At 64.0% G+C, this 19,926-nt stretch carries 17 protein-coding genes; 10 read left to right on the top strand and 7 right to left on the bottom strand.

All coding sequences use genetic code 11. The annotated features are described in order from the left end of the window. From ACTJKL_RS09295 to ACTJKL_RS09275, 5 genes are all read left to right on the top strand, one after another. Positions 1–591, top strand: a 591-nt coding sequence (locus tag ACTJKL_RS09295; protein WP_440852392.1) for a transposase, incomplete at its 5' end; no start/stop codon positions are given. 272 nt (positions 592–863) lie between these two features. After that, positions 864–2,078 (top strand): efflux RND transporter periplasmic adaptor subunit, encoded by a 1,215-nt coding sequence (locus ACTJKL_RS09290; protein WP_018094027.1) that lies wholly within the window; start codon positions 864–866, stop codon positions 2,076–2,078. Positions 2,079–2,209: 131 nt separating this feature from the next. Next, positions 2,210–5,395 carry an efflux RND transporter permease subunit gene (locus ACTJKL_RS09285; protein ID WP_100669743.1) on the top strand — a complete coding sequence of 1,062 codons (3,186 nt, stop codon included), beginning with the start codon at positions 2,210–2,212 and terminating at the stop codon, positions 5,393–5,395. Between the two features lie 186 nt (positions 5,396–5,581). Then, positions 5,582–6,775 (top strand): succinyl-diaminopimelate desuccinylase, encoded by a 1,194-nt coding sequence (gene dapE / locus ACTJKL_RS09280; RefSeq protein WP_440852745.1) that lies wholly within the window; start codon positions 5,582–5,584, stop codon positions 6,773–6,775. Continuing rightward, positions 6,762–7,358, top strand: coding sequence for a hypothetical protein (locus ACTJKL_RS09275; protein ID WP_440852741.1), 597 nt, complete (start codon positions 6,762–6,764; stop codon positions 7,356–7,358). The genes dapE and ACTJKL_RS09275 overlap by 14 nt, the downstream gene beginning before the upstream one ends. 86 nt (positions 7,359–7,444) lie before the next feature. On the opposite strand, the gene truA is transcribed toward ACTJKL_RS09275, so the two are convergent. The 3 genes from truA to def all read right to left on the bottom strand — a co-directional run bounded on the left by truA (position 7,445) and on the right by def (position 9,761). Next, entirely contained in the window at positions 7,445–8,188 is a 744-nt protein-coding gene (gene truA, locus ACTJKL_RS09270) for a tRNA pseudouridine(38-40) synthase TruA (RefSeq protein ID WP_324762797.1), read from the bottom strand. Then, positions 8,188–9,123, bottom strand: a complete 936-nt coding sequence (gene fmt / locus ACTJKL_RS09265) for a methionyl-tRNA formyltransferase (protein ID WP_440852740.1) — start codon at positions 9,121–9,123, stop codon at positions 8,188–8,190. The genes truA and fmt overlap by 1 nt, the downstream gene beginning before the upstream one ends. 113 nt (positions 9,124–9,236) lie before the next feature. Continuing rightward, complete coding sequence (gene def / locus ACTJKL_RS09260; protein ID WP_003527648.1) at positions 9,237–9,761, bottom strand: peptide deformylase; 525 nt, start codon at positions 9,759–9,761, stop codon at positions 9,237–9,239. A 149-nt stretch (positions 9,762–9,910) separates the two neighbouring features. Here def and ACTJKL_RS09255 point away from each other — a divergent pair, with 149 nt between their 5' ends. The 3 genes from ACTJKL_RS09255 (at position 9,911) to ACTJKL_RS09245 (ending at position 14,836) form a co-directional block, all read left to right on the top strand. After that, complete coding sequence (locus tag ACTJKL_RS09255) at positions 9,911–11,116, top strand: DNA recombination protein RmuC (RefSeq protein WP_440852739.1); 1,206 nt, start codon at positions 9,911–9,913, stop codon at positions 11,114–11,116. Positions 11,117–11,222: 106 nt separating this feature from the next. Beyond that, a complete protein-coding gene (locus tag ACTJKL_RS09250) occupies positions 11,223–12,122 on the top strand; it encodes a ribokinase (protein WP_440852738.1) in 900 nt (299 codons plus the stop codon). Between the two features lie 347 nt (positions 12,123–12,469). Then, the gene (locus ACTJKL_RS09245; RefSeq protein WP_338277811.1) at positions 12,470–14,836 is read left to right on the top strand and encodes a methyl-accepting chemotaxis protein; all 2,367 of its coding nucleotides are present in this window, start codon (positions 12,470–12,472) and stop codon (positions 14,834–14,836) included. An 81-nt stretch (positions 14,837–14,917) separates the two neighbouring features. Here ACTJKL_RS09245 and ACTJKL_RS09240 read toward each other — a convergent pair whose 3' ends face one another. Then, on the bottom strand, positions 14,918–15,862 hold the full coding sequence (locus tag ACTJKL_RS09240) for a nucleoside hydrolase (RefSeq protein WP_018094018.1): 945 nt from the start codon (positions 15,860–15,862) through the stop codon (positions 14,918–14,920). Between the two features lie 164 nt (positions 15,863–16,026). Here ACTJKL_RS09240 and ACTJKL_RS09235 point away from each other — a divergent pair, with 164 nt between their 5' ends. Beyond that, entirely contained in the window at positions 16,027–16,458 is a 432-nt protein-coding gene (locus ACTJKL_RS09235; protein WP_018094017.1) for an Hsp20 family protein, read from the top strand. A gap of 48 nt (positions 16,459–16,506) precedes the next feature. After that, on the top strand, positions 16,507–16,764 hold the full coding sequence (locus ACTJKL_RS09230) for a BQ00720 family protein (RefSeq protein ID WP_018094016.1): 258 nt from the start codon (positions 16,507–16,509) through the stop codon (positions 16,762–16,764). A gap of 131 nt (positions 16,765–16,895) precedes the next feature. Here the strand turns inward: ACTJKL_RS09230 and trmB are convergent, their stop codons facing one another. The 3 genes from trmB to ACTJKL_RS09215 form a co-directional block, all read right to left on the bottom strand. After that, positions 16,896–17,594 (bottom strand): tRNA (guanine(46)-N(7))-methyltransferase TrmB, encoded by a 699-nt coding sequence (trmB, locus tag ACTJKL_RS09225; RefSeq protein WP_440852737.1) that lies wholly within the window; start codon positions 17,592–17,594, stop codon positions 16,896–16,898. 224 nt (positions 17,595–17,818) lie between these two features. Continuing rightward, a complete protein-coding gene (metK, locus tag ACTJKL_RS09220) occupies positions 17,819–19,099 on the bottom strand; it encodes a methionine adenosyltransferase (RefSeq protein WP_440852736.1) in 1,281 nt (426 codons plus the stop codon). A 302-nt stretch (positions 19,100–19,401) separates the two neighbouring features. Next, complete coding sequence (locus tag ACTJKL_RS09215) at positions 19,402–19,821, bottom strand: helix-turn-helix domain-containing protein (RefSeq protein ID WP_003527670.1); 420 nt, start codon at positions 19,819–19,821, stop codon at positions 19,402–19,404. Between the last annotated feature and the right edge of the window lie 105 nt (positions 19,822–19,926).

The following is a 19,926-nucleotide window of genomic DNA, read 5'->3' as shown; positions in this document are numbered from 1 at the left end:
AAGAAGCTGGGCGACCTGTTCGGCAAGGCCGGGCGTCAGCAACTCGCCGCGCTCAATGTGTCGGAGATCGACCGCATCCAGATCAACCGGGGGCTGGAGTTCATCGGCGACATCAACGGGCGGATCAAACAGTCGGAAGAGACGATCCGCGCGATGACGAAGACCAACAGCAATGTGAAGCTCTTGAAGACCATTCCTGGCATCGGGGAGTTCTTTGCCCGCCTAATTGACGCCGAGATCGATGACATTGGTCGGTTCCGTAGCCCGAAGAAACTGGCGGCCTATGCCGGGCTTGTGCCCTCGACCTATTCCTCCGGCGGCAAGACGTACCATGGCAAGATCATCAAGCAGGGCAACAAGTGGCTGCGCTGGGCCTTCGTCGAGGCGGTCGCGCCCGCCGTCGCGACGGACTCGCAGCTTCGAGCTCAGTATGAGCACCTGAAGTTCCGAGGAACGAACAAGGCGCGCGTTGCGATCGCGCGCAAGCTTTTGACGATCGCCTTCCAGATCCTGCGTGACCAGCGTTCCTACGAACGGCGCGGCGCAAATGGTGAGGAAAAGACATCGTCCACGATATCCCGGCTGTCCTGATGAGATGCTAGCGAGCCCGGCAAGACTGGGCTGCGCTCTTAAGGAGAATGGGAAGCCGGGAGCCGAACGCCACTATGTGACCGAAGCCGAAAGCAGACCGGCGTTAGGGTCACGGATTGGAGAATGGTTCAAGACCGAAGGACGGAACACCCCGTCCTTCGAAAGGAGAAGATTCGCCGATCGGCGAGAACGTCGGTCAAAAACCTAAGCGAACCAGGGAAAGCCACGCAAAACAAGCGTTTTTGTCCTTGTGTTCTTTCATTGGAGAAAACATGACATCGACAGTAACCCGCCGGGTCCTGTGGGGCGCCGGCTTGAGCATCCTTTTGTCCGTCGGCGGCGGCGCAGCCGTCTTCTTCGGGCTGCCCCAGCGTTTCCAGGCGGATGCCGCGACCGAAGCGCCCGCAGCAGCAGCGACCCCGCCGGCCGTTCCGGTTTCCGTCGCCAAGGCCGAATCGCGCCGCATCACGACCTGGGAGAGCTTCTCCGGCCGGCTCGAAGCGATCGAGCGCGTCGAGATCCGTCCCCGCGTCGGCGGCGCGATCCTGAGCGCCCATTTCCGTGAAGGCGCGCTGGTCCGAAAAGGCGATCTGCTCGTGACGATCGACCCCGAACCCTTTGCCGCAGCAGTCGAGCGCGCCGAGGCTCAGGTCGCCGCAGCCGAGGCCCGTGTCGCGCTCGCCAAGACCGAACTCGAACGCGGCCGCAAACTGGTGACCACCAACGCTATCCCGCAGAGCGGGGTCGACCAGAGGCTCAGCGTCTACGACGAGGCGCGGGCGAACCTCCGCTCGGCGAAGGCCGCCCTCCAGACCGCCAGACTCGATCTGGAATATACCGAAGTGCGTGCGCCGATCAGCGGCCGCGTCGGCAGGCTCAACGTGACGGCGGGCAATCTGGTCTCCGCCGGCTCCGCCTCGCCGGTGCTGACCACGCTCGTATCCGTCGACCCGATCTATGCCAGCTTCAATGCCAGCGAAGAGGTCGTGGCGGCAGCCCTGGCAAAGCTTTCCGCCTCGGCGGCAAGGACCGAGGCGATCGAACGCATTCCCGTCGAGGTCGGCACTTCCGCCGACGAGGGAACGCCGATCACCGGCCATATCCAGCTCATCAACAACGAGGTGGACGCGGCAACCGGCACGATTCGCCTTCGGGCGGAACTCGCCAATGCCGATGGCCGCCTGATCCCGGGCCAGTTCGTGCGAATCCGGATCGGCGATCCGCAGCCCGAGGAAAAGCTGGTGATCAGCGACCGCGCCATCAGCTCGGATCAGGACAAGAAATTCGTCCTGGTCGTCGGCGCCGACAACAAGGTGGAGTACCGCCAGGTCACGCTCGGGCCAGTCGCGGACGGTCTGCGGATCGTGGAGAACGGCCTGAAGCCGGGTGAGAACATCGTGGTCAACGGCCTGCAGCGCGTGCGCCCCGGAGTCGTGGTTGCCCCGCAACCGGCCGAACAGGCGACCGCCTCGATCGCCAAGCCATAAAGCGCCTGCGCCCTGCCGGACCATAGAGGCAGGGCGCCCACAACACATTCCTACGGCATGCACCGGTGCTCGCAGCGAACATTTTCGCCGCAGACGCTCCCTGCTTGCCTGAAGTTCCCAAGGGGGATGCCATGAATTTCTCACGCTTCTTCGTCGACCGCCCGGTCTTCGCGGGCGTTCTCTCCGTGATCATCTTCGTCGCGGGCCTGATCGGCATGACCGGCCTGCCGATTTCCGAATATCCGGAAGTCGTGCCGCCGCAGATCGTGGTCAGGGCGCAATATCCGGGCGCCAACCCGGCCGTCATCGCCGAAACCGTCGCCACGCCGCTCGAAGAGCAGATCAACGGCGTCGAGGGCATGCTTTACATGCAGAGCCAGGCGACCGCCGACGGTCTGATGACGCTGACCGTCACCTTCGAGCTCGGAACCGACCCGGACCAGGCTCAGCAGCTGGTGCAGAACCGCGTCTCGCAGGCCGAGCCGCGGCTGCCGGAAGAGGTGCGCCGGCTCGGCGTCACCACCGTCAAGAGCTCGCCCGACCTGACGCTCGTCGTGCACCTGATTTCGCCCAACGGGCAATACGACATCAACTATCTGCGCAATTACGGCGTCCTGAACGTCAAGGACCGGCTGGCGCGCGTAGACGGCGTCGGCCAGGTGCAGATCTTCGGCGGCGGCGATTATTCCATGCGCGTCTGGATCGACCCCGAAAAGGCCGCAGAGCGCGGGCTTGCAGCGAGCGACATCGCCAATGCCGTCCGTGGGCAGAACGTCCAGGCAGCCGCCGGCGTCATCGGGGCTTCGCCGTCGGTTCCCGGCCTCGACCTGCAGCTCTCCGTCAACGCTCAGGGCCGCCTCAAGACGCCCGAGGATTTTGCCGACATCGTCGTCAAATCGGGCGATAGCGGGGAGATCACGCGCCTCGGCGACGTCGCCCGCGTCGAAATGGGGGCGGCGGACTATTCGCTGCGCTCGCTTCTCGACAACAAGGCTGCCGTCGGCATGGGCGTGTTTCAGGCGCCCGGCTCCAACGCCATCCAGATCTCCGAAAATGTCCACAAGGTCATGGCCGAGCTGAAGCAGACCATGCCGGATGGCGTCGATTACGAGATCGTCTACGACACGACGCAGTTCGTCCGGGCGTCGATCGAATCGGTCATCCACACGCTGCTCGAAGCCATCGCGCTCGTGGTCGTCGTCGTCATCGTCTTCCTGCAGACCTGGCGCGCCTCGATCATCCCGCTCGTTGCCGTGCCCGTCTCGATCGTCGGTACCTTCGCCGTCATGTATGTCTTCGGCTTCTCGATCAACGCGCTCAGCCTCTTCGGCCTGGTGCTGGCGATCGGCATCGTCGTCGACGACGCCATCGTCGTCGTCGAGAACGTCGAACGAAATATCTCCCAGGGTCTCTCGCCGGTGCAGGCAACCTATCGCGCCATGCAGGAGGTGTCTGGGCCGATCATCGCGATCGCGCTGGTTCTCGTCGCGGTATTCGTGCCGCTCGCCTTCATCACCGGGCTCACCGGCCAGTTCTACCGCCAGTTCGCGCTGACCATCGCGATCTCGACGGTGATCTCAGCCCTCAACTCGCTGACGCTCTCGCCGGCGCTCGCCGCCCTTCTCCTGAAGGACCACCACGCCCCGAAGGACCGTCTGACGCGGGTCATGGATCGGTTGTTCGGCTGGTTCTTCCGCGGCTTCAACCGCTTCTTCGGAGCGAGTTCGGAGGCCTATGGCCGCGGCGTCGGCGGCATTCTTACCCGCAAGTCGCTGGTCATGGGCGTCTATGTCGTCCTCCTCGGGGTCACTTTCGTGCTCTTCCGCGCGGTGCCCGGCGGCTTCGTGCCGGCCCAGGACAAGCAATATCTCATCGGTTTCGCACAGCTTCCGGACGCGGCGACGCTCGATCGCTCGGAAGACGTCATCCGGCGCATGAGCGAGATCGCCCTCAAGCACCCGGGCGTCGAACACGCCATCGCCTTCCCGGGCCTGTCGATAAACGGCTTCACCAACTCGTCCAACTCCGGCATCGTCTTCGTGTCGCTGAAGCCGTTCGAGGAGCGTACGACGCCCGAACTTTCGGGCGGCGCCATCGCCATGCAATTGAACCAGGAGTTCGGGGCGATCCAGGATGCCTTCATCGCCATGTTCCCGCCACCGCCCGTCCAGGGCCTCGGCACGACCGGCGGCTTCAAGCTGCAGATCGAAGACAGGAACGGCCTCGGCTACCGGACGCTGGACGATGCGACCAAGGCCGTCCTCGCCAAGGCGATGGCGGCACCCGAACTCGCCGGGCTCTATTCGAGCTACCAGATCAACGTGCCGCAGCTCTATGCCGACCTCGACCGCACCAAGGCGCGCCAGCTCGGCGTCGCGGTCACGGACGTGTTCGAGACGCTGCAGATCTATCTGGGCTCGCTCTACGTCAACGACTTCAACGCGTTCGGCCGCACCTACAGCGTGCGCATCCAGGCCGATGCGAGCTACCGCAGCCACGCCGACGACATCGGCAAGCTGAAGGTGCGTTCGCAGACGGGCGAGATGATTCCGCTGTCGGCCCTGCTCAACGTCGAGCAGACGGTCGGCGCCGAGCGGGCGATCCGCTACAACGGCTTCCTCGCCGCCGACATCAATGGCGGACCGGCACCCGGCTTCTCCTCCGGCCAGGCGCAGGCGGCCATCGAGCGGATTGCGGCCGAAACGCTGCCGCCCGGCATTTCGTACGAGTGGACGGACCTGACCTATCAGCAGATCCTCGCCGGCAATTCGGGCATCCTCGTCTTTCCGCTGGCGCTGCTGCTCGTCTATCTCGTGCTTGCGGCCCAGTATGAGAGCCTGCTGCTGCCGATCGCGATCATCCTGATCGTGCCTATGGGCATCATGGCGGCGCTGACGGGCGTCTGGCTGACCGGCGGCGACAACAACGTCTTCACCCAGATCGGCCTCATCGTTCTGGTGGGTCTATCGGCGAAGAACGCGATCCTGATCGTCGAATTCGCCCGCGAACTGGAACTGTCCGGCAGCAATGCCGTCAGTGCCGCGATCGAGGCGAGCCGCCTCCGGCTCAGACCGATCCTGATGACCTCGATGGCCTTCATCATGGGCGTCGTGCCGCTCGTCACCTCCACCGGCGCCGGGGCGGAAATGCGCTCAGCCATGGGCGTGGCGGTGTTTGCCGGGATGATCGGCGTCACGGCCTTCGGCATCTTCATGACGCCCGTCTTCTATGTGCTCATCCGCAAGCTTTCCGGCGAAAGGCCTCTGAAGCACACCGGAGCGCATATCGAAGCCCCGCATCTCGCCCCCGGCGAGTAGCCTTTCCTGCCCCCCAAAACGGGGTCGATGGCGGGCCGAACATCTGTCCGGCCCGTTCTCTTTTCAGCGCCCTGCGAAGCCCACCGGGCTCATCGGACGTGACAGCGGGTGGCTGATCGGATAAACCGGCAATCTCTGTTCCCGGACTACCTTTTCTGGCCCACCGGCTTCGCAGGCATACCTTCCATGTTCCCGACCGATCCCGTCTCCAATCTCGCTGCCCTCATTCGCTGCCCCTCCGTCACACCCGCCGAGGGAGGCGCGCTGACGACTCTTGAAGCCATGCTGGCACCGGTCGGCTTCAAGGTCGACCGGGCCGTGGCGAAGGAACCCGGAACGCCCGACATCGAAAACCTTTATGCCCGGATCGGAGGCGACGGACCGCATCTGATGTTCGCCGGTCACACCGATGTGGTGCCGGTCGGCGACGAGGCCGCCTGGAGTCGACCGCCCTTCTCCGCCGCGATCGCCGAAGGTGAAATGTACGGACGCGGCGCAGTCGACATGAAGGGCGGCATTGCCTGTTTCGTGGCGGCGGTCGCCCGCCATATCGAGAAGCATGGCGCGCCTAAGGGCTCGATCTCCTTCCTCATCACCGGCGACGAGGAAGGCCCGGCGATCAACGGCACGGTGAAGCTCCTCGAATGGGCGGCGGCAAGGGGTGAGCGCTGGGACGCCTGTCTCGTCGGCGAGCCGACCAATCCGGACGGCATCGGCGACATGATCAAGATCGGCCGGCGCGGGTCGCTCTCCGGCCGGATCACCGTTCACGGCGTCCAGGGCCACGCGGCCTATCCGCACCTTGCGGACAATCCGGTGCGCAGCATCCTGCAGCTCGCAAAGGCCCTGATGGATCCGCCCTTCGACGACGGAACGGAAAATTTCCAGCCTTCGAACCTCGAAGTCACGACCATCGACGTCGGCAATTCCGCAGTAAACGTCATTCCGGCGAGGGCGAGTGCCGCCTTCAACATCCGGTTCAATGACCGCTGGACGGCCGAAAGCCTGATGGCGGAGATCGTCGCGCGTCTCGACCGCGCAGCAGCCGACAGCGCGCTGAGGCCCGGCCGCGCTCCGGCCAGATACGAGATCGTCTGGAACGAGCGTCCGAGCCACGTCTTCCTGACGCGCAACAACGCGCTCATCGATTCGCTTTCAGGTGCCGTGGAGGCCGTCACCGGGCGGCAGCCGCAGCTGTCGACCACCGGCGGCACATCGGACGCGCGTTTCATCAAGGACTATTGCCCCGTCGTCGAATTCGGCCTCGTCGGCAAGACCATGCACATGGTCGACGAACGCGTCGCCCTTGCCGATCTCGAAACCCTGACCGGGATCTACGAAACCTTCATCGCCCGCTGGTTCGGTCATGCCGCTGCTTGAGGAAGTCCTTGTCTATATCAAGGGGCTGTGGCTGCTGATCCAGGGCAACCACGAAGGCTATCGCTGGCTGGACATCAGCGAGAGCGGGTTGTGGCGCTCCTTCACGGCGATCCTCTGGACGCTGCCGGCGCTGGCCGTGGGCTGGGCCTTGTGGCGGCTCTATTATCTCTCGGTGATGCCGACCGGCACGACTGTCGGCATCGGCTTCTTCGGGAAGCTTCTCGCCGTCGATCTCGTGAGCTGGCTGCTGCCGATCGTGCTGATCGCCGTCCTCTCGCGCCCGCTCGGCTTTTCCGCCCTGGTGGTGCCGGTAATCGTCACGACCAATTGGCTCCAGGTCCCGTTGACCTATGCCATGGCGGTACCGGCCGCGTTGCTGCTGGTCATACCCGGCAGCGCCGGTATGGCAGCCCTCTTGTGGCTTCTGCTGCTCGTCGCCAGCTCGGCGCTGCTCTTCCGCCTCTTGCGGACCGTTACCGCCAAGCAGAACCTGCTCGCCGCCGCCCTTGCCGCGATCTTTCTGCTGTCACCGCTGATGATCATGCAGTTCCTGCAGCGCCTGCTCGGCTTGATGCCGGGTTGAGCGGCGGCGTTCGTGAAAGCCCCGCATCCGCCAGATGATGGGGAGAAGGTGGCCGGCAGGCCGGATGAGGGGCTGCTGTTTCCAGCTTAGTAATCCACCCGCATGAAATAAAGCCCGTCCGGCGGGGCGACCGGGCCGCACGCCTTGCGGTCCCGTGCTTCGAGCGCGATCTGCAGGTCATCCGGCGTCCATTTGCCCTCGCCCACGAGCTTCAGGGAGCCCGCGAAGGAACGGATCTGGTTGTGGAGAAAGCTTTGTGCCGTGGCGCGGATTTCGATGAGCTCGCCCGCACGGGTAACGTCCAGCCGGTCGAGCGTGCGCAAGGGGCTCGTCGCCTGACAGTGGGCCGAGCGGAAGGTGGTGAAATCGTGATGGCCGACGAGGCGCTGCGCCGCCTCGTGCATGGCGTCGTGATCGAGCGGCTTCGGCACCCACCAGGCGCGCCGCGCCTCCAGCGCCAGTGGCGACCGGCGGGAAACGATCCGATAGAGATAATGCCGGCGGATTGCAGAGAAACGCGCATCGAAATCGCCGGGGGCTTCCGCGACATCGAGGATCGAGACCCGTTCGCCGGCGAGCGCCAGATGCGCGTTGAGGGCGTTTTGCAGCGTGTACGACTTCCACTCGCGCGTGAGATCGAGATGCGCCACCTGCCCCCTGGCATGAACGCCGGAATCGGTGCGCCCGGCGCCGCGGATCGAGACCGTCTCGCGGGTGAGCGACAGGACCGCCTTCTCGATGGCGCCCTGGATCGAGGGACCGTTGTCCTGCCTCTGCCAGCCGACATAATCGGAACCGTCATATTCGACGGTCAGGCGATAGCGGGGCATCAGGCGATCCTCGCGCCGGCAGCGATGGGCGTGCCGCGCAGGAAATCGGCCGAGGCGAGCGCCTTGCCGCCCGCACGCTGCAATCTCGTCATCCGCACCGCGCCTTTTCCGCAGGCGATGCTGAGAGTATTATCAAGCACTTCTCCGGGAGCACCTTTCCCTTCCGACATCTCGGAGCCAAGCACCTTGACGCGTTCGTGGCGGCCGGCAATGTCGAGTTCGAACCAGGCGCCGGGAAAAGGCGAGAGGCCGCGGATATGGTTGTGCACGTCGGCCGCCGGCCGGGAGAAATCGATGCGGGTCTCTTCCTTCGAAATCTTGGCGGCATAGGCGACGCCCTCTTGCGCCTGCGGCGCGAGTGGAAGCTCGCCGGCCTCGAGCCTGGCCATGGCCTCCGTCATCAGCACCGCTCCGACCTGCATCAGCCGGTCGTGCAATTCGCCGGCCGTCATCGTCTCGTCGATCGGAACCGACTGCGCGAGAGCGACGGGGCCGGTATCGAGCCCCTTGTCCATTTTCATCACCATCATACCGGTCTCACGGTCGCCGGCCATGACCGCCCGCTGGATCGGCGCCGCCCCCCGCCAGCGCGGCAGGAGCGAGGCATGGCCGTTATAGCAGCCGAAGCGGGTGCCGGAGAGTATTTCCTCCGGCAGCAGCAGCCCGTAGGCAACGACGACCGCCACGTCCGCACCGAAATCCCGGAAGGTCTGACGGTCCGCGGCGTCCTTGAAGTTGACGGGCGTCAACACCGGAATGCCGAGGCGCTCGGCAGCCTGATGCACGGAGGATTTCTTGAGGTCGAGGCCGCGCCGGCCGGCCGGCCGCGGCGGCTGCGTATAGACGGCGGCGATCTCGTGACCCGCCCCGGCGAGCGCCAGGAGCGTCGGTACGGAAAATTCCGGCGTGCCCATGAAGATGATGCGAAGCGGCAAGTGGCGGCCTCCGTCTCTTTCGATTGCCCGTGAGCGGGGCGGCTCCAGCTCGAACGCGGCCGCGACGCTAGATCACAATGTTTCAGGCCGGGTCGACCTAAGACATGAACGGATCAGATCGCCTTTGCGCCGCGCGTCTTGGCCGCCTTGGTGAACCTGCGAATCACCATATCTCGCTTGAGCTTGGAGATGTAATCGATGAACAGGACGCCGTTCAGATGGTCGATCTCGTGCTGCAGGCAGGTGGCGAGCAGGCCCTCGGCCTCGACCGCCTGTTCCTTGCCCTCGCGATCGACATACTCGACCGTGATCGCGGCGGGTCGCTCGACCTCGGCGTAATAGTCGGGGATCGAAAGGCAGCCTTCCTCATAGACCGAACGCTCCTCGGACGAGCGGACGACCTTCGGATTGATGAAGACGAGCGGCTGTTTCTCCTCTCCCTCCTTCGTCACATCCAGAACCAGGAGGCGCTTCGGCACGCCGATCTGTATCGCGGCGAGACCGATGCCCGGCGCGTCGTACATGGTTTCCAGCATATCGTCGGCGAGCCGGCGAATATCGGCGTCAATGGTCTCCACCGGTGTCGACACCTGGCGCAGAACCGGATCGGGAAGAATGATGAGCGGCTTGATCGTCATGTCGATCCCCATAGCCGATCTTTCCCTCGACGCGCAAGAAAATTGCCATTGCGAAACCCGTGGCGCTCCAAGTGGGAACGACCGGCACGCGAAAATGTATGTTCTCGTTTTGATCTGGTTTTCGCACGCGAATCTGTTAGTCTGCGGCCATGGAGCCCATCCCCTTTTCCTTCGATCAGCCGCTGTTCCTCGTCGGCGCCCTGCCCGTCACGGCCGGCCTCCTCGTCACAGCCGCCGCCCTTCTCGTGGTGCTGTTCTCGTCCATTATGGTGCGGCGCGCCCGTTCGGCTCGCGCGATCGACCGCGAAGAGCAAATGTCGGCGCTCATCGCGGCGCAGACGGAGATGCAGGGACGGATCGCCGCCATGACCGAGGTGCTGGGCGCCCGGCAGGCGGAACTGAACCAGTCGCTCAGCCAACGCATCGACGGAATGACGCATCGCATCGGCGCCTCGATCAGCGAGCAGACGAAGGCGACGCACGAAAATCTGCGGCGGCTCCAGGAGCGGCTCGCGGTGATCGACAACGCGCAGAACAACATCCAGTCGCTCGCCAAGGATATGGCCGGGCTGCAGAGCATCCTCGCCAACAAGCAGACGCGCGGCGCCTTCGGACAGTCGCGCATGGAGGCGATCGTCGCGGACGGCCTGCCGATGGGCGCCTTCGCCTTCCAGGCGACGCTTTCCAACGGCGCGCGGCCGGATTGCACCATCCGCATGCCGAACGGCCAGCCGCCGCTGGTCATCGACGCGAAGTTTCCGCTCGAGGCCTGGAATTCCATGAGGGACGCGGCGAGCGCCGAACGACGGCAACAGGCCGCGCAGGCCTTCCGCCGCGACATGGAGGTGCATATCCGCGATATCTCCGGCAAATATCTCCTGCCGGGCGAGACCCAAGATACGGCCTTCCTCTTCGTTCCCTCCGAATCGATCTTCGCCGAAATCCATGAGCATTTCGAAGCGATCGTCCAGAAGGCGCACCGCCAGCGGATCGTCATCGTCTCTCCGTCGCTCCTGCTCCTCTCGATCCAGGTCATCCAGGCGATCCTGAAAGACGCCCGCATGCGTGAGCAGGCCCACCTGATCCAGGGCGAAGTCGTACGGCTGATGGAAGACCTCTCGCGTCTCGATGAGCGCGTACGCAAGCTCCAGGGCCATTTCGCCATGACGCAGAAGGATGTCGAGGACATCCTGATCTCCTCGGACAAGCTGACCCGTCGGGGCGCCAAGATCGAGGCGCTCGAGCTGCAGGCCGAGGGCGATCCGAGACAGGGCGAAAAGCCGGGCGACGGCAGCGGGCGCCCGATGGACGGGCGCATGGGGCAATTGAAGCTGAGAGTGGTTGACGAGGACTGACGGCGTCGGGCACTCTCCGGCAAATGCGTGTGTCGCGCGAAACCGTGCAGCGGTTGGAATGACGACAGGCGAAAAACAAAGAAGCAAGCCGACGGGACGCCTCCACATGATCACTGTTTTTGGGTCCATCAACATGGATCTGATCGCCACCACCGCACGCCTCCCGAAGCCGGGCGAAACTGTCGCCGGAACGGACTTTTCCACTGCGGCGGGCGGCAAGGGCGCAAACCAGGCGCTCGCGGCGCGCCGCGCCGGCGCCTCGGTGCGCGTGGCAGGTGCCGTCGGCTCCGACGCCTTCGCCGAGGGCGCGCTGGCGCTGCTCAAGGAGGCCGGCACCGATCTCGATCTGACGAAGACCGTCGGCGAGCCGACCGGCACGGCACATATCATCGTCGGCGGCGACGGCGAAAACGTCATCGTTGTGGTCGCCAGCGCCAATGCACGCGTGAGCGAGGACGACGCCGCGAACGCCGTTGCAAGAATGTCTGCTGCCGACACGCTGATGCTCCAGCTCGAAATTCCAGCTGCCTCGGTGGAGAAGGCACTCTCCGAAGCAAAACGGCGCGGCGTCCGATCGATCATCAACATCGCGCCGCTGACGCCGGATGCGGCGCGCCTCGGCCGCATGGCCGATATCGTCATTGCCAACGAGACCGAGTTCGAGCTGCTCGCCGGCAAAGCGGGCATCGCCGGCGCCGAGCGGGAAGAGGCTATGAAGGGGCTGCACGCCGAGACCCGCCAGACCGTGATCGTAACGCTTGGCGCTGAGGGCGTGGTGGCGATTCACGAAGGCGAACTCCATCGCGCGAAAGGGCTCACGATCGAGCCCGTCGATACGGTCGGTGCAGGAGATACCTTCTGCGGCTATCTCGCCGCCGGCCTCGACGCCGGCCTCGCCTTTTCCGAGGCGCTCCGCCGCGCCGCGGTTGCGGGATCGCTGGCCTGCCTCAAGCCCGGCGCGCAGCCCTCGATACCGCTTGCCGCCGACGTCGCCGCCCGGCTCTGACGCACCTTCCAGGAAAGTGTGCCACCGTTTTCCGTCCGGAAGCGCACAGGTTCAGACTATTTCAGTGTTTCCATGAAACATTGAAACGCGCTGGAAGACCGTGAGATAAGCGCCCGCCGGCAAGGCCGCCGCGCAAATCCTGCCGCTTGAACCCGGAATCAGGTGCGGCGTTGGCCGTATTTTAATCTTTGATCGTCTAATCAGGTCAGCGAGAAGGCCAGCTCCGGTTCGGCCGCTCCTCCATGCCGGTCGGCATCTGGCGCTCCATGAGGGAGCTTCACCCACAGTTCCGAATATGTCGCGCCGCGGGTTCAGCACCTGCGGACCTCTCAGTGCGTGAGGATTTCATGTTCAAGTTCCAAGCCAGATCGCTGGCGACAAAATTGATCGCGGTGACGGGAGGCACGATTGCCCTCGTGCTGCTCGCGTCGAATTACGTGCTTATCTCCCAGACGCGGGACCGTGTCGAAACGCTGGTCTTCGACGGCGCGAAGACGGAAGCGCGGGCGATCGCGGCCGACATCGCGGGAAGCGTCGGCGAACTTGCCGCCGCCGCGCGGACCATGTCGGGCGTTCTCGGGCGCGGCCATGCCGGACAGTCCACCGACCGCGCAGGCGCAATCAATCTCCTGAAGGCCAACCTGGAGCAGCATGGCTTTGCCTTCGGCAGCTGGTTCGCCGAAGAGCCCAAGGCCTATGACGGGAAGGACGTCGTCGACAACACGGAACTTGGCGGCAATGCCGACGGTGCGTTCACGCCCTATTGGTCCAAGGACCGCAACGGAAATATCCAGCTCTCGACGTTCAAGGCCGATTATGCGGCCGAGTGGTACGGCCTCGCGGCGAAAAGCGGCAAGGGCGCCATCACCCAGCCCTATCTCGCCGAGGGCACCGATGTCCCGACCACGATGACGTCGATCGCCTATCCCGTCATGTCGAACGGCAGAATGATCGGCGTTTCGGGTGTCGATATTTCGCTCGCCGCACTCGCGGACCGTCTCTCGGCGGTCAAGCCTTTCGGCTCCGGCCGGGTCTACCTGCTGTCGCAGAGCGGCAAGTGGCTCGCCGCACCCATCCCCGAACTGCTGATGAAGGAATATGACGGCGAAGGCGCCGAGTTGGTGAAAGACGCCCTTTCCGCCGGCACGCCCCGCATGATCGAGAACCTGACTTACGACGGTAACGAGCCTTTCGACCGTGTGGTCTATCCTTTCAGCCTGCCCGACGTGAGCGCGCAATGGCTGGTTCTGGTCGATGTTCCGCGCTCAGCCATCAATGCGCCGGTACGCGATCAGACCTATATGATGATCGTCGGCGGTCTGATGGTCCTCGGCGCGGTGCTCGCCGGCCTCTATTTCGCCGTTCGCCGTTTCGTCCAGAAGCCGCTTGCCGGCCTCGTGGGCGACGTCGAGACGCTCAGCAACGGAGAATATACCCGGCCGATTTCCGGTCAGGAACGCTCCGACGAGACAGGCGCCGTCGCCAGGTCGCTCGAGGGCTTCCGTCACCAGCTCGCCGACAACAGGCGGCTCGAAAGCGAGGCACGTCACGAGAGAGAGCAGGCCGAACTCGAACGCGGACGTTCGGAAAACGAACGCACCGAGGCCAGCGCTCTGCAGCGCGACATCGTCGCACGTCTCGGCAAGGCCCTGTCGCATCTCTCCGCCGGCGACCTCGCCTTCCGCCTTACCGGCGACTTCCCCGGCGAATACGCCCAGCTGAAACGCGATTTCAACGCGACGATGGAGAGCCTCGAAGAGACGATCCGCACCGTCAACCACTCGGTCGTCAATATCGGCAGCGGCACCAGCGAGATCTCAGGCGCCGCCAACGACCTGTCGCATCGGACGGAACAGCAGGCAGCAAGTCTCGAGGAGACCGCGGCCGCGCTTGACGAACTGACCTCGCAGGTGAACGCCAGCGCCGAAAACGCCAAGGTCGCCGCGAAATCCGTCGAGGTCGCAAGCAGCGACGCGGAACAGTCCGGCGAGGTGGTGCAGAAGGCGATCGCCGCCATGAATGGCATCGAGCAGTCGTCGCATGAAGTCAGCCGGATCATCGGCGTCATCGATGAAATCGCCTTCCAGACCAACCTTCTGGCGCTCAATGCCGGGGTCGAGGCCGCCCGCGCCGGCGATGCCGGCAAGGGCTTCGCGGTCGTCGCACAGGAGGTCCGCGAACTCGCGCAGCGCTCTGCCAATGCCGCAAAGGAAATCAAGACGCTGATCAATACATCGGCGGGCCAGGTTCGCGAGGGCGTCGACCTCGTGGGCAAGGCAGGCGGCGCGCTCGAGAAGATCGCCGAGCAGGTGGTGCAGATCAACGGGCTCATCCGCCAGATCTCAAGCTCCGCCTCGGAGCAGGCGGTGGGCCTCAAGGAGATCAATTCCGCCGTCAATCAGATGGACCAGGTGACACAGCAAAACGCTGCCATGGTGGAAGAGACGACGGCCGCCAGCATGGCGCTGAACGACGAGGCTCGCGCCTTAAGCGCGCTGGTCGCCCGTTTCCAGATTGCCCCGCAGGCGGTGCAGACCCAGGCCCCGGCCGAAATGCTGCGCGGTACGGCCGAGCGGATGCGTGCGGCTGCCCCCGGGGAAAATCGTCCCGCCCAGGCGCCGCGCAGTGCCGCCTACTCGAATTCGACTCAAAAGGTGCTTGCCAAAACATCCGGCGCCAATGCGCTCGCGCAGGACAACTGGGAAGAATTCTGATCGCGGCCCGCACCGGCTGCAAGACGGCGTCCGATCCTCATCGGGCGCCGTCGTCTTTTCCGGGCAAGGCGTACATGGCTCTCAGAGACGGGCCAACCGCTCGATCAAGAGCTCGAAGAAGCCCTCGTCGTCGATGTGCCGCATGACCTTGGCGTTGTGCGCCCGGCCGGTGACCTGCCACCAGTCGACCACGGTCATGCCCGTGGTGAGCGGAGACGCCGTTTCGATCTCGACGTTGCAGTCCCGCCCTGTGAATAGCTCCGGCCGCAGGATATAGGCGATCACGGTCGGATCGTGCAGCGGCCCGCCGTCGGTGCCGTATTTCTCGATGTCGAAACGCTCGAAAAATTCCAGCATCTCGGCAAGGGCCGCTGCCGCCGGGTTGCCGATCGCGCGGATTTTCTCCACGCGAACCTTCCGCGTCAGAACGCGATGGGTGACATCGAGGGGCATCATCACGATCGGGATGCCGGAGCGGAAGACGATCTCGGCTGCCTCCGGATCGACATAGATGTTGAATTCCGCCGCGGGCGTTATGTTGCCGCCCTCGAAGAAGCCGCCGCCCATCATCACGAGCTCGCGTATCGAAGGCGCGATTTCCGGAGCTTTCGTCAAGGCCAGCGCGATATTCGTCAGCGGTCCGAGCGTACAAAGCGTCACGGCGCCCGGCGCCTCCGCACGCAGCGTTTCGACGATGAAGTCGACGGCGTGCTGCTCTTGAAGCGGCATCGTCGGCTCGTCAAGCGCAGGGCCATCGAGCCCCGTCTTCCCGTGCACGTGCTCGGCCGTGACGAGCGGGCGGGCGACCGGCCGCTCGGCACCTGCGAAGATCTTCACGTCGGTCCTGTTGCAGAGCTCGCAGACGATGCGGGCGTTGCGGGCCGTCAGTGTCAGCGGAACATTGCCGGCAACCGCGGTGATGCCGAGGACCTCGATTTCCTCCGGGCTGCCGAGGGCCAGCATGATTGCCGCCGCGTCGTCCTGGCCCGGATCCGTGTCGATGATGATTTTTCTTGCGCTTGACACTTTTCATCTCCCTGCAGGACCGTCGCTCTCAAGTCAGAGACTATGATTTGCGCGGCCTGCGGAGGCAAGCCGCTTGCACTCACTGCACACAGCCACCATATTGCAGGCAGGATGCTGCTTGGCAGGTCCGACACATGGTCGCTTGAGCTGCAAGGGCTTGGAGAATGAGCAGAATAACGCCTTTTACGAGCCCGCTTCTGGTGGGTTTCGACAGCATGGAAAAGACCCTTGAGCGCATCGCGAAGGGCAATGACGGCTATCCTCCCTACAATATAGAGCGAATTCGCGGCGATTCTGCCGCCGACGCGCCGGAACGCCTGCGCATAACGCTCGCGGTCGCCGGCTTCTCGGAGGAAGACCTCGACGTGACGACCGAGGAAAACCAGCTCGTGATCCGCGGCCGTCAGATCGAGACCGGCGAAAGGGAATATCTGCATCGGGGCATCGCCGCCCGACAGTTCCAGCGGACCTTCGTGCTGGCCGATGGAATGCAGGTTCTCGGCGCGGAATTGCGCAACGGCCTCCTTGCGGTGGACCTGGTGCGCCCCGAGCCCGCCCGTATGGTAAAGAAAATTAATATTTCGGTCCCAGAATAGGATAACCGGCGAGATTTTTTCCTGCGCCGGCGACCACGGAGCATGACCATGGGACTGAAAGCCATCAACACATCGCTGTCGAAGAACGACCTTGCGCATCTTGGCGCAGGCGAGGTCGGCTATATCCGCAAGATGCGTTCTGAGGAGGTCTCCCGTTGCTTTCCGGAAGCGCCCGAGATGGGGCCTGGAATCGATCTGTGGGCCCTGTTCGGCGCCGATGGAACGCCTATCCTGCTGACGGACAACCGCTCCAGCACCTTCTTCAAGGCGGCGGAAGACGACCTTCGCACCGTCACTTTGCATTGAGCGGGTAAGAATTGCCCCTCTCCTCGCAGACGGAGAGGGGACTTAAGCAGCGGCCGCGAATCCCCTTCGCCCCGCGCGCGGGAAAAGGTGGTCGGCAGGCCGGCTGAGGGGCCAAACTCCAGACGCCCGGTTCACCTACGCCGAAAGGTCAGATAGGCCGAACTGCGCCCTTCCCGGCGGGCCTTGGCTTCGTAGCGCGTGCTCGGCCATCCGGCAAAAGGCGTCAGCCAGTCGGCCGCTGTCTCCGCCGTCCATTCGAAAGCCGCGTGGTCGCGGCAATGGATGAGCGTCCAGTTGATGTAGCTATCGATGTCCGAAGCAAAGCAGAAGACGCCGCCCGGCTTCAGGATGCGTGCGAAGCGGTCGAGATTGACCGCGGAGACGAAACGCCGCTTCCAGTGCTTCCGCTTCGGCCATGGATCGGGATAAAGCAGGTCGATCTGGTCGACGGATGCCGCCGGCAGCCAATCCAGCACCTGCGTCGCGTCGTCATCGTAGAGGCGGACGTTCCTGATCGCCTTCGCCTCGATCTGCCCGAGCAGCTTCGCCATCGAATTGACGAAGGGCTCCACCCCGATGAAGCCGGTCGCTGGGTCTTCCGCAGCACGGTGGATCAGGTGCTCTCCGCCGCCGAAGCCGATCTCCAGGCGGATTCTTTCGACGGGCTCGGAAAAAAGGGCCGTCAGATCGGCCGGAGCCGGCTTCTCGAGATCGAGCTTCAAAAGGGGCAGCAGGTGTTCGAGATGGGCCGCCTGGCGCTCCCGCAAGGGCTTGCCCTTGCGGCGGCCGAAGAAAGCCTCCGTTGCTCTGGCACCGCGCGTTTCGGTCATGTCGTTCTTCCCATAGATGAAGCAGGCTGCGGGTAGAGGACGCACATCGTTTTCCTCATCCAGCTCCGCATCCATGATTTCCGATCGAGCCAAGCCCGAAATCACAATGAAGGAGGCGGACGCTCCTCTCCGGAGCGCCCGCCTGACTGTTGCCACGGCTGATAACAGGCGGCTGCGATATCTTCAATACGCGGCTTCTTCCGAAGCTGCCTCGCCGGCAGGGCTTACGCCGCGCGGCTCGCCGCTCTTCCGTTGACGGACGAGGAGTCGCTCTCGATCGCCTCTTTCAGCGGCTTGACCAGGTCGAGCTTCTCCCAGGAGAAGGAACCGTCGCGGCCGGCCTTGCGGCCGAAATGGCCGTAGGCGGAGGTCTTGGCATAGATCGGCCGGTTGAGGTCGAGATGGCGGCGGATGCCCGTCGGCGACAGGTCCATCGTCTTGCGGATGGCGCTCTCCACCTGATCTTCCGAGACCTTTCCGGTGCCGTGCAGGTCGACATAGATCGACAGCGGCTGGGCTACGCCGATCGCGTAGGAAAGCTGGATGGTGCAGCGCTCGGCGAGGTCCGCCGCTACGACATTCTTGGCAAGGTAGCGGGCCGCATAGGCGGCCGAGCGGTCGACCTTGGTCGTGTCCTTGCCGGAGAAGGCACCGCCGCCATGCGGAGCCGCGCCGCCATAGGTGTCGACGATGATCTTGCGGCCGGTAAGGCCCGCGTCGCCGTCCGGTCCACCGATGACGAACTTGCCGGTAGGATTGATGTACCAGGTGCAGTCGTCGGCGATCTTCAGGTCCCCGAGCGCCTCACGGATATAGGGTTCGACCACGGAGCGGACCTTGGTGGAATCCCAGCTCTCGTCGAGATGCTGGGTGGAAAGAACGATCGAGGTGGCCTCGGCCGGCTTGCCGTCGACGTACCGCACCGTCACCTGGCTCTTGGCGTCCGGACCAAGCTTGGCGACTTCGCCTTCGCCCTTCTTGCGGGCCGCGGCGAGCAGATTGAGGATGCGGTGCGAATAGTAGATCGGCGCCGGCATGAGCTCGGCGGTCTCGCGGCAGGCATAGCCGAACATGATGCCCTGATCGCCCGCGCCTTCTTCGCCCTGCTTGTCGGCGGCGTTGTCCACGCCCTGCGCGATGTGTGCGGACTGGAAGTGCAGAAGAACGTCGATTTTCGCAGTCTTCCAATGGAAGCCGTCCTGCTCATAGCCGATGTCGCGGATCGCCTTGCGGGCCGCCGACTTGAACTTCGAGGGGTTGATGACGTCGACGCCGTTCTTGTCTTTCTTGAGAAGGCTCGGCGGCAGCCTGACCTCTCCGGCGATGACCACACGATTGGTCGTCGCCAGCGTCTCACAGGCGATGCGCACAGTCCACGGATCGACGCCGGTCTTTGCGGCTTCGCGGTAGACCAGATCCACGATTTCGTCGGAGATACGGTCACACACTTTGTCCGGATGACCTTCGGCTACGGATTCACTTGTGAACAGGTAGTTTGCGCGCATGCGGGAAGTCCCCTCAATGAAAGAAGCGGTCCAAACGTTTAGTGGTTTTGCCGGTGAAAAACAAGCACACAACGACATAAATATATCTTTATATCGGCATCGCTGCGACGTTCCGCTTTCCCGAAAATGCGGACTTGAGGGAAAATTTTCGCTCGCGGGAGTGAGCCGCCGCCAGCGCGCCTTGTCGGATGCGCAGCCTCGAAGCGCTGCCGTCCTTATCGGCAGGGTTGGAGCTCGGACAGCAGTCTCCATACGAAAAAAGCGGCTTGATGCCGCTTCTTTCGTGCCGGGCGACTTGCCGCCTATTCGCTCTCCGCCTCGGCGGCCAGTGCTTTAACGAGGTCTACCAGCTTGCGCCGGACCTTCGGGTCGGAAATTTTCACGAAGGCGCGGTTGAGCTGCAGCCCTTCCGAGGAGGACAGGAAATCGACGACGTAGTTGGAGCTCGACGCCTCGGCCATCCCCGGCCCGGTGCCGCCGCCATCGCCCGGAGCATCCTCGAAGAAGAACGACACCGGCACGTTGAGTATCTGCGAAATGTTCTGCAGCCGGCTCGCACCGACGCGGTTCGTGCCTTTTTCGTACTTCTGGATCTGCTGGAAGGTAATCCCCAGACTCTCGCCGAGCTTCTCCTGGCTCATGCCAAGCATCGTCCGACGAAGGCGAATCCTGCTACCGACATGAATGTCGATCGGGTTCGGTTTCTTCTTATTCTCGATCATATTCGCCTTCCTAAACACGCTGTTTACGTTACCAGCAACCCCGCATTGCAAAATATGCGTTGCGGCAACCCTGTCATGCTCGACGGCAGGCGAAGGTTGATGGCG

The sequence above is a fragment of the Sinorhizobium sp. 22678 genome (genome assembly GCF_052044265.1).
In the GTDB taxonomy this organism is placed as follows: Bacteria; Pseudomonadota; Alphaproteobacteria; order Rhizobiales; family Rhizobiaceae; genus Sinorhizobium; species Sinorhizobium meliloti_A.
The sequence above is the reverse complement of the archived record's forward strand: the minus strand, read 5'-3'. Positions and strand labels throughout refer to the sequence as shown.

Excerpts from the sequence above, each read along its gene's own strand:
- ACTJKL_RS09290 (WP_018094027.1), top strand. The coding sequence starts at position 864 with ATGACATCGACAGTAACCCGCCGGGTCCTGTGGGGCGCCGGCTTGAGC.
- ACTJKL_RS09285 (WP_100669743.1), top strand. The coding sequence starts at position 2,210 with ATGAATTTCTCACGCTTCTTCGTCGACCGCCCGGTCTTCGCGGGCGTT.
- dapE (WP_440852745.1), top strand. The coding sequence starts at position 5,582 with ATGTTCCCGACCGATCCCGTCTCCAATCTCGCTGCCCTCATTCGCTGC.
- ACTJKL_RS09275 (WP_440852741.1), top strand. The coding sequence starts at position 6,762 with ATGCCGCTGCTTGAGGAAGTCCTTGTCTATATCAAGGGGCTGTGGCTG.
- truA (WP_324762797.1), bottom strand. The coding sequence starts at position 8,188 with ATGCCCCGCTATCGCCTGACCGTCGAATATGACGGTTCCGATTATGTC.
- def (WP_003527648.1), bottom strand. The coding sequence starts at position 9,761 with ATGACGATCAAGCCGCTCATCATTCTTCCCGATCCGGTTCTGCGCCAG.
- ACTJKL_RS09255 (WP_440852739.1), top strand. The coding sequence starts at position 9,911 with ATGGAGCCCATCCCCTTTTCCTTCGATCAGCCGCTGTTCCTCGTCGGC.
- ACTJKL_RS09250 (WP_440852738.1), top strand. The coding sequence starts at position 11,223 with ATGATCACTGTTTTTGGGTCCATCAACATGGATCTGATCGCCACCACC.
- ACTJKL_RS09245 (WP_338277811.1), top strand. The coding sequence starts at position 12,470 with ATGTTCAAGTTCCAAGCCAGATCGCTGGCGACAAAATTGATCGCGGTG.
- ACTJKL_RS09235 (WP_018094017.1), top strand. The coding sequence starts at position 16,027 with ATGAGCAGAATAACGCCTTTTACGAGCCCGCTTCTGGTGGGTTTCGAC.
- ACTJKL_RS09230 (WP_018094016.1), top strand. The coding sequence starts at position 16,507 with ATGGGACTGAAAGCCATCAACACATCGCTGTCGAAGAACGACCTTGCG.
- trmB (WP_440852737.1), bottom strand. The coding sequence starts at position 17,594 with ATGACCGAAACGCGCGGTGCCAGAGCAACGGAGGCTTTCTTCGGCCGC.
- metK (WP_440852736.1), bottom strand. The coding sequence starts at position 19,099 with ATGCGCGCAAACTACCTGTTCACAAGTGAATCCGTAGCCGAAGGTCAT.
- ACTJKL_RS09215 (WP_003527670.1), bottom strand. The coding sequence starts at position 19,821 with ATGATCGAGAATAAGAAGAAACCGAACCCGATCGACATTCATGTCGGT.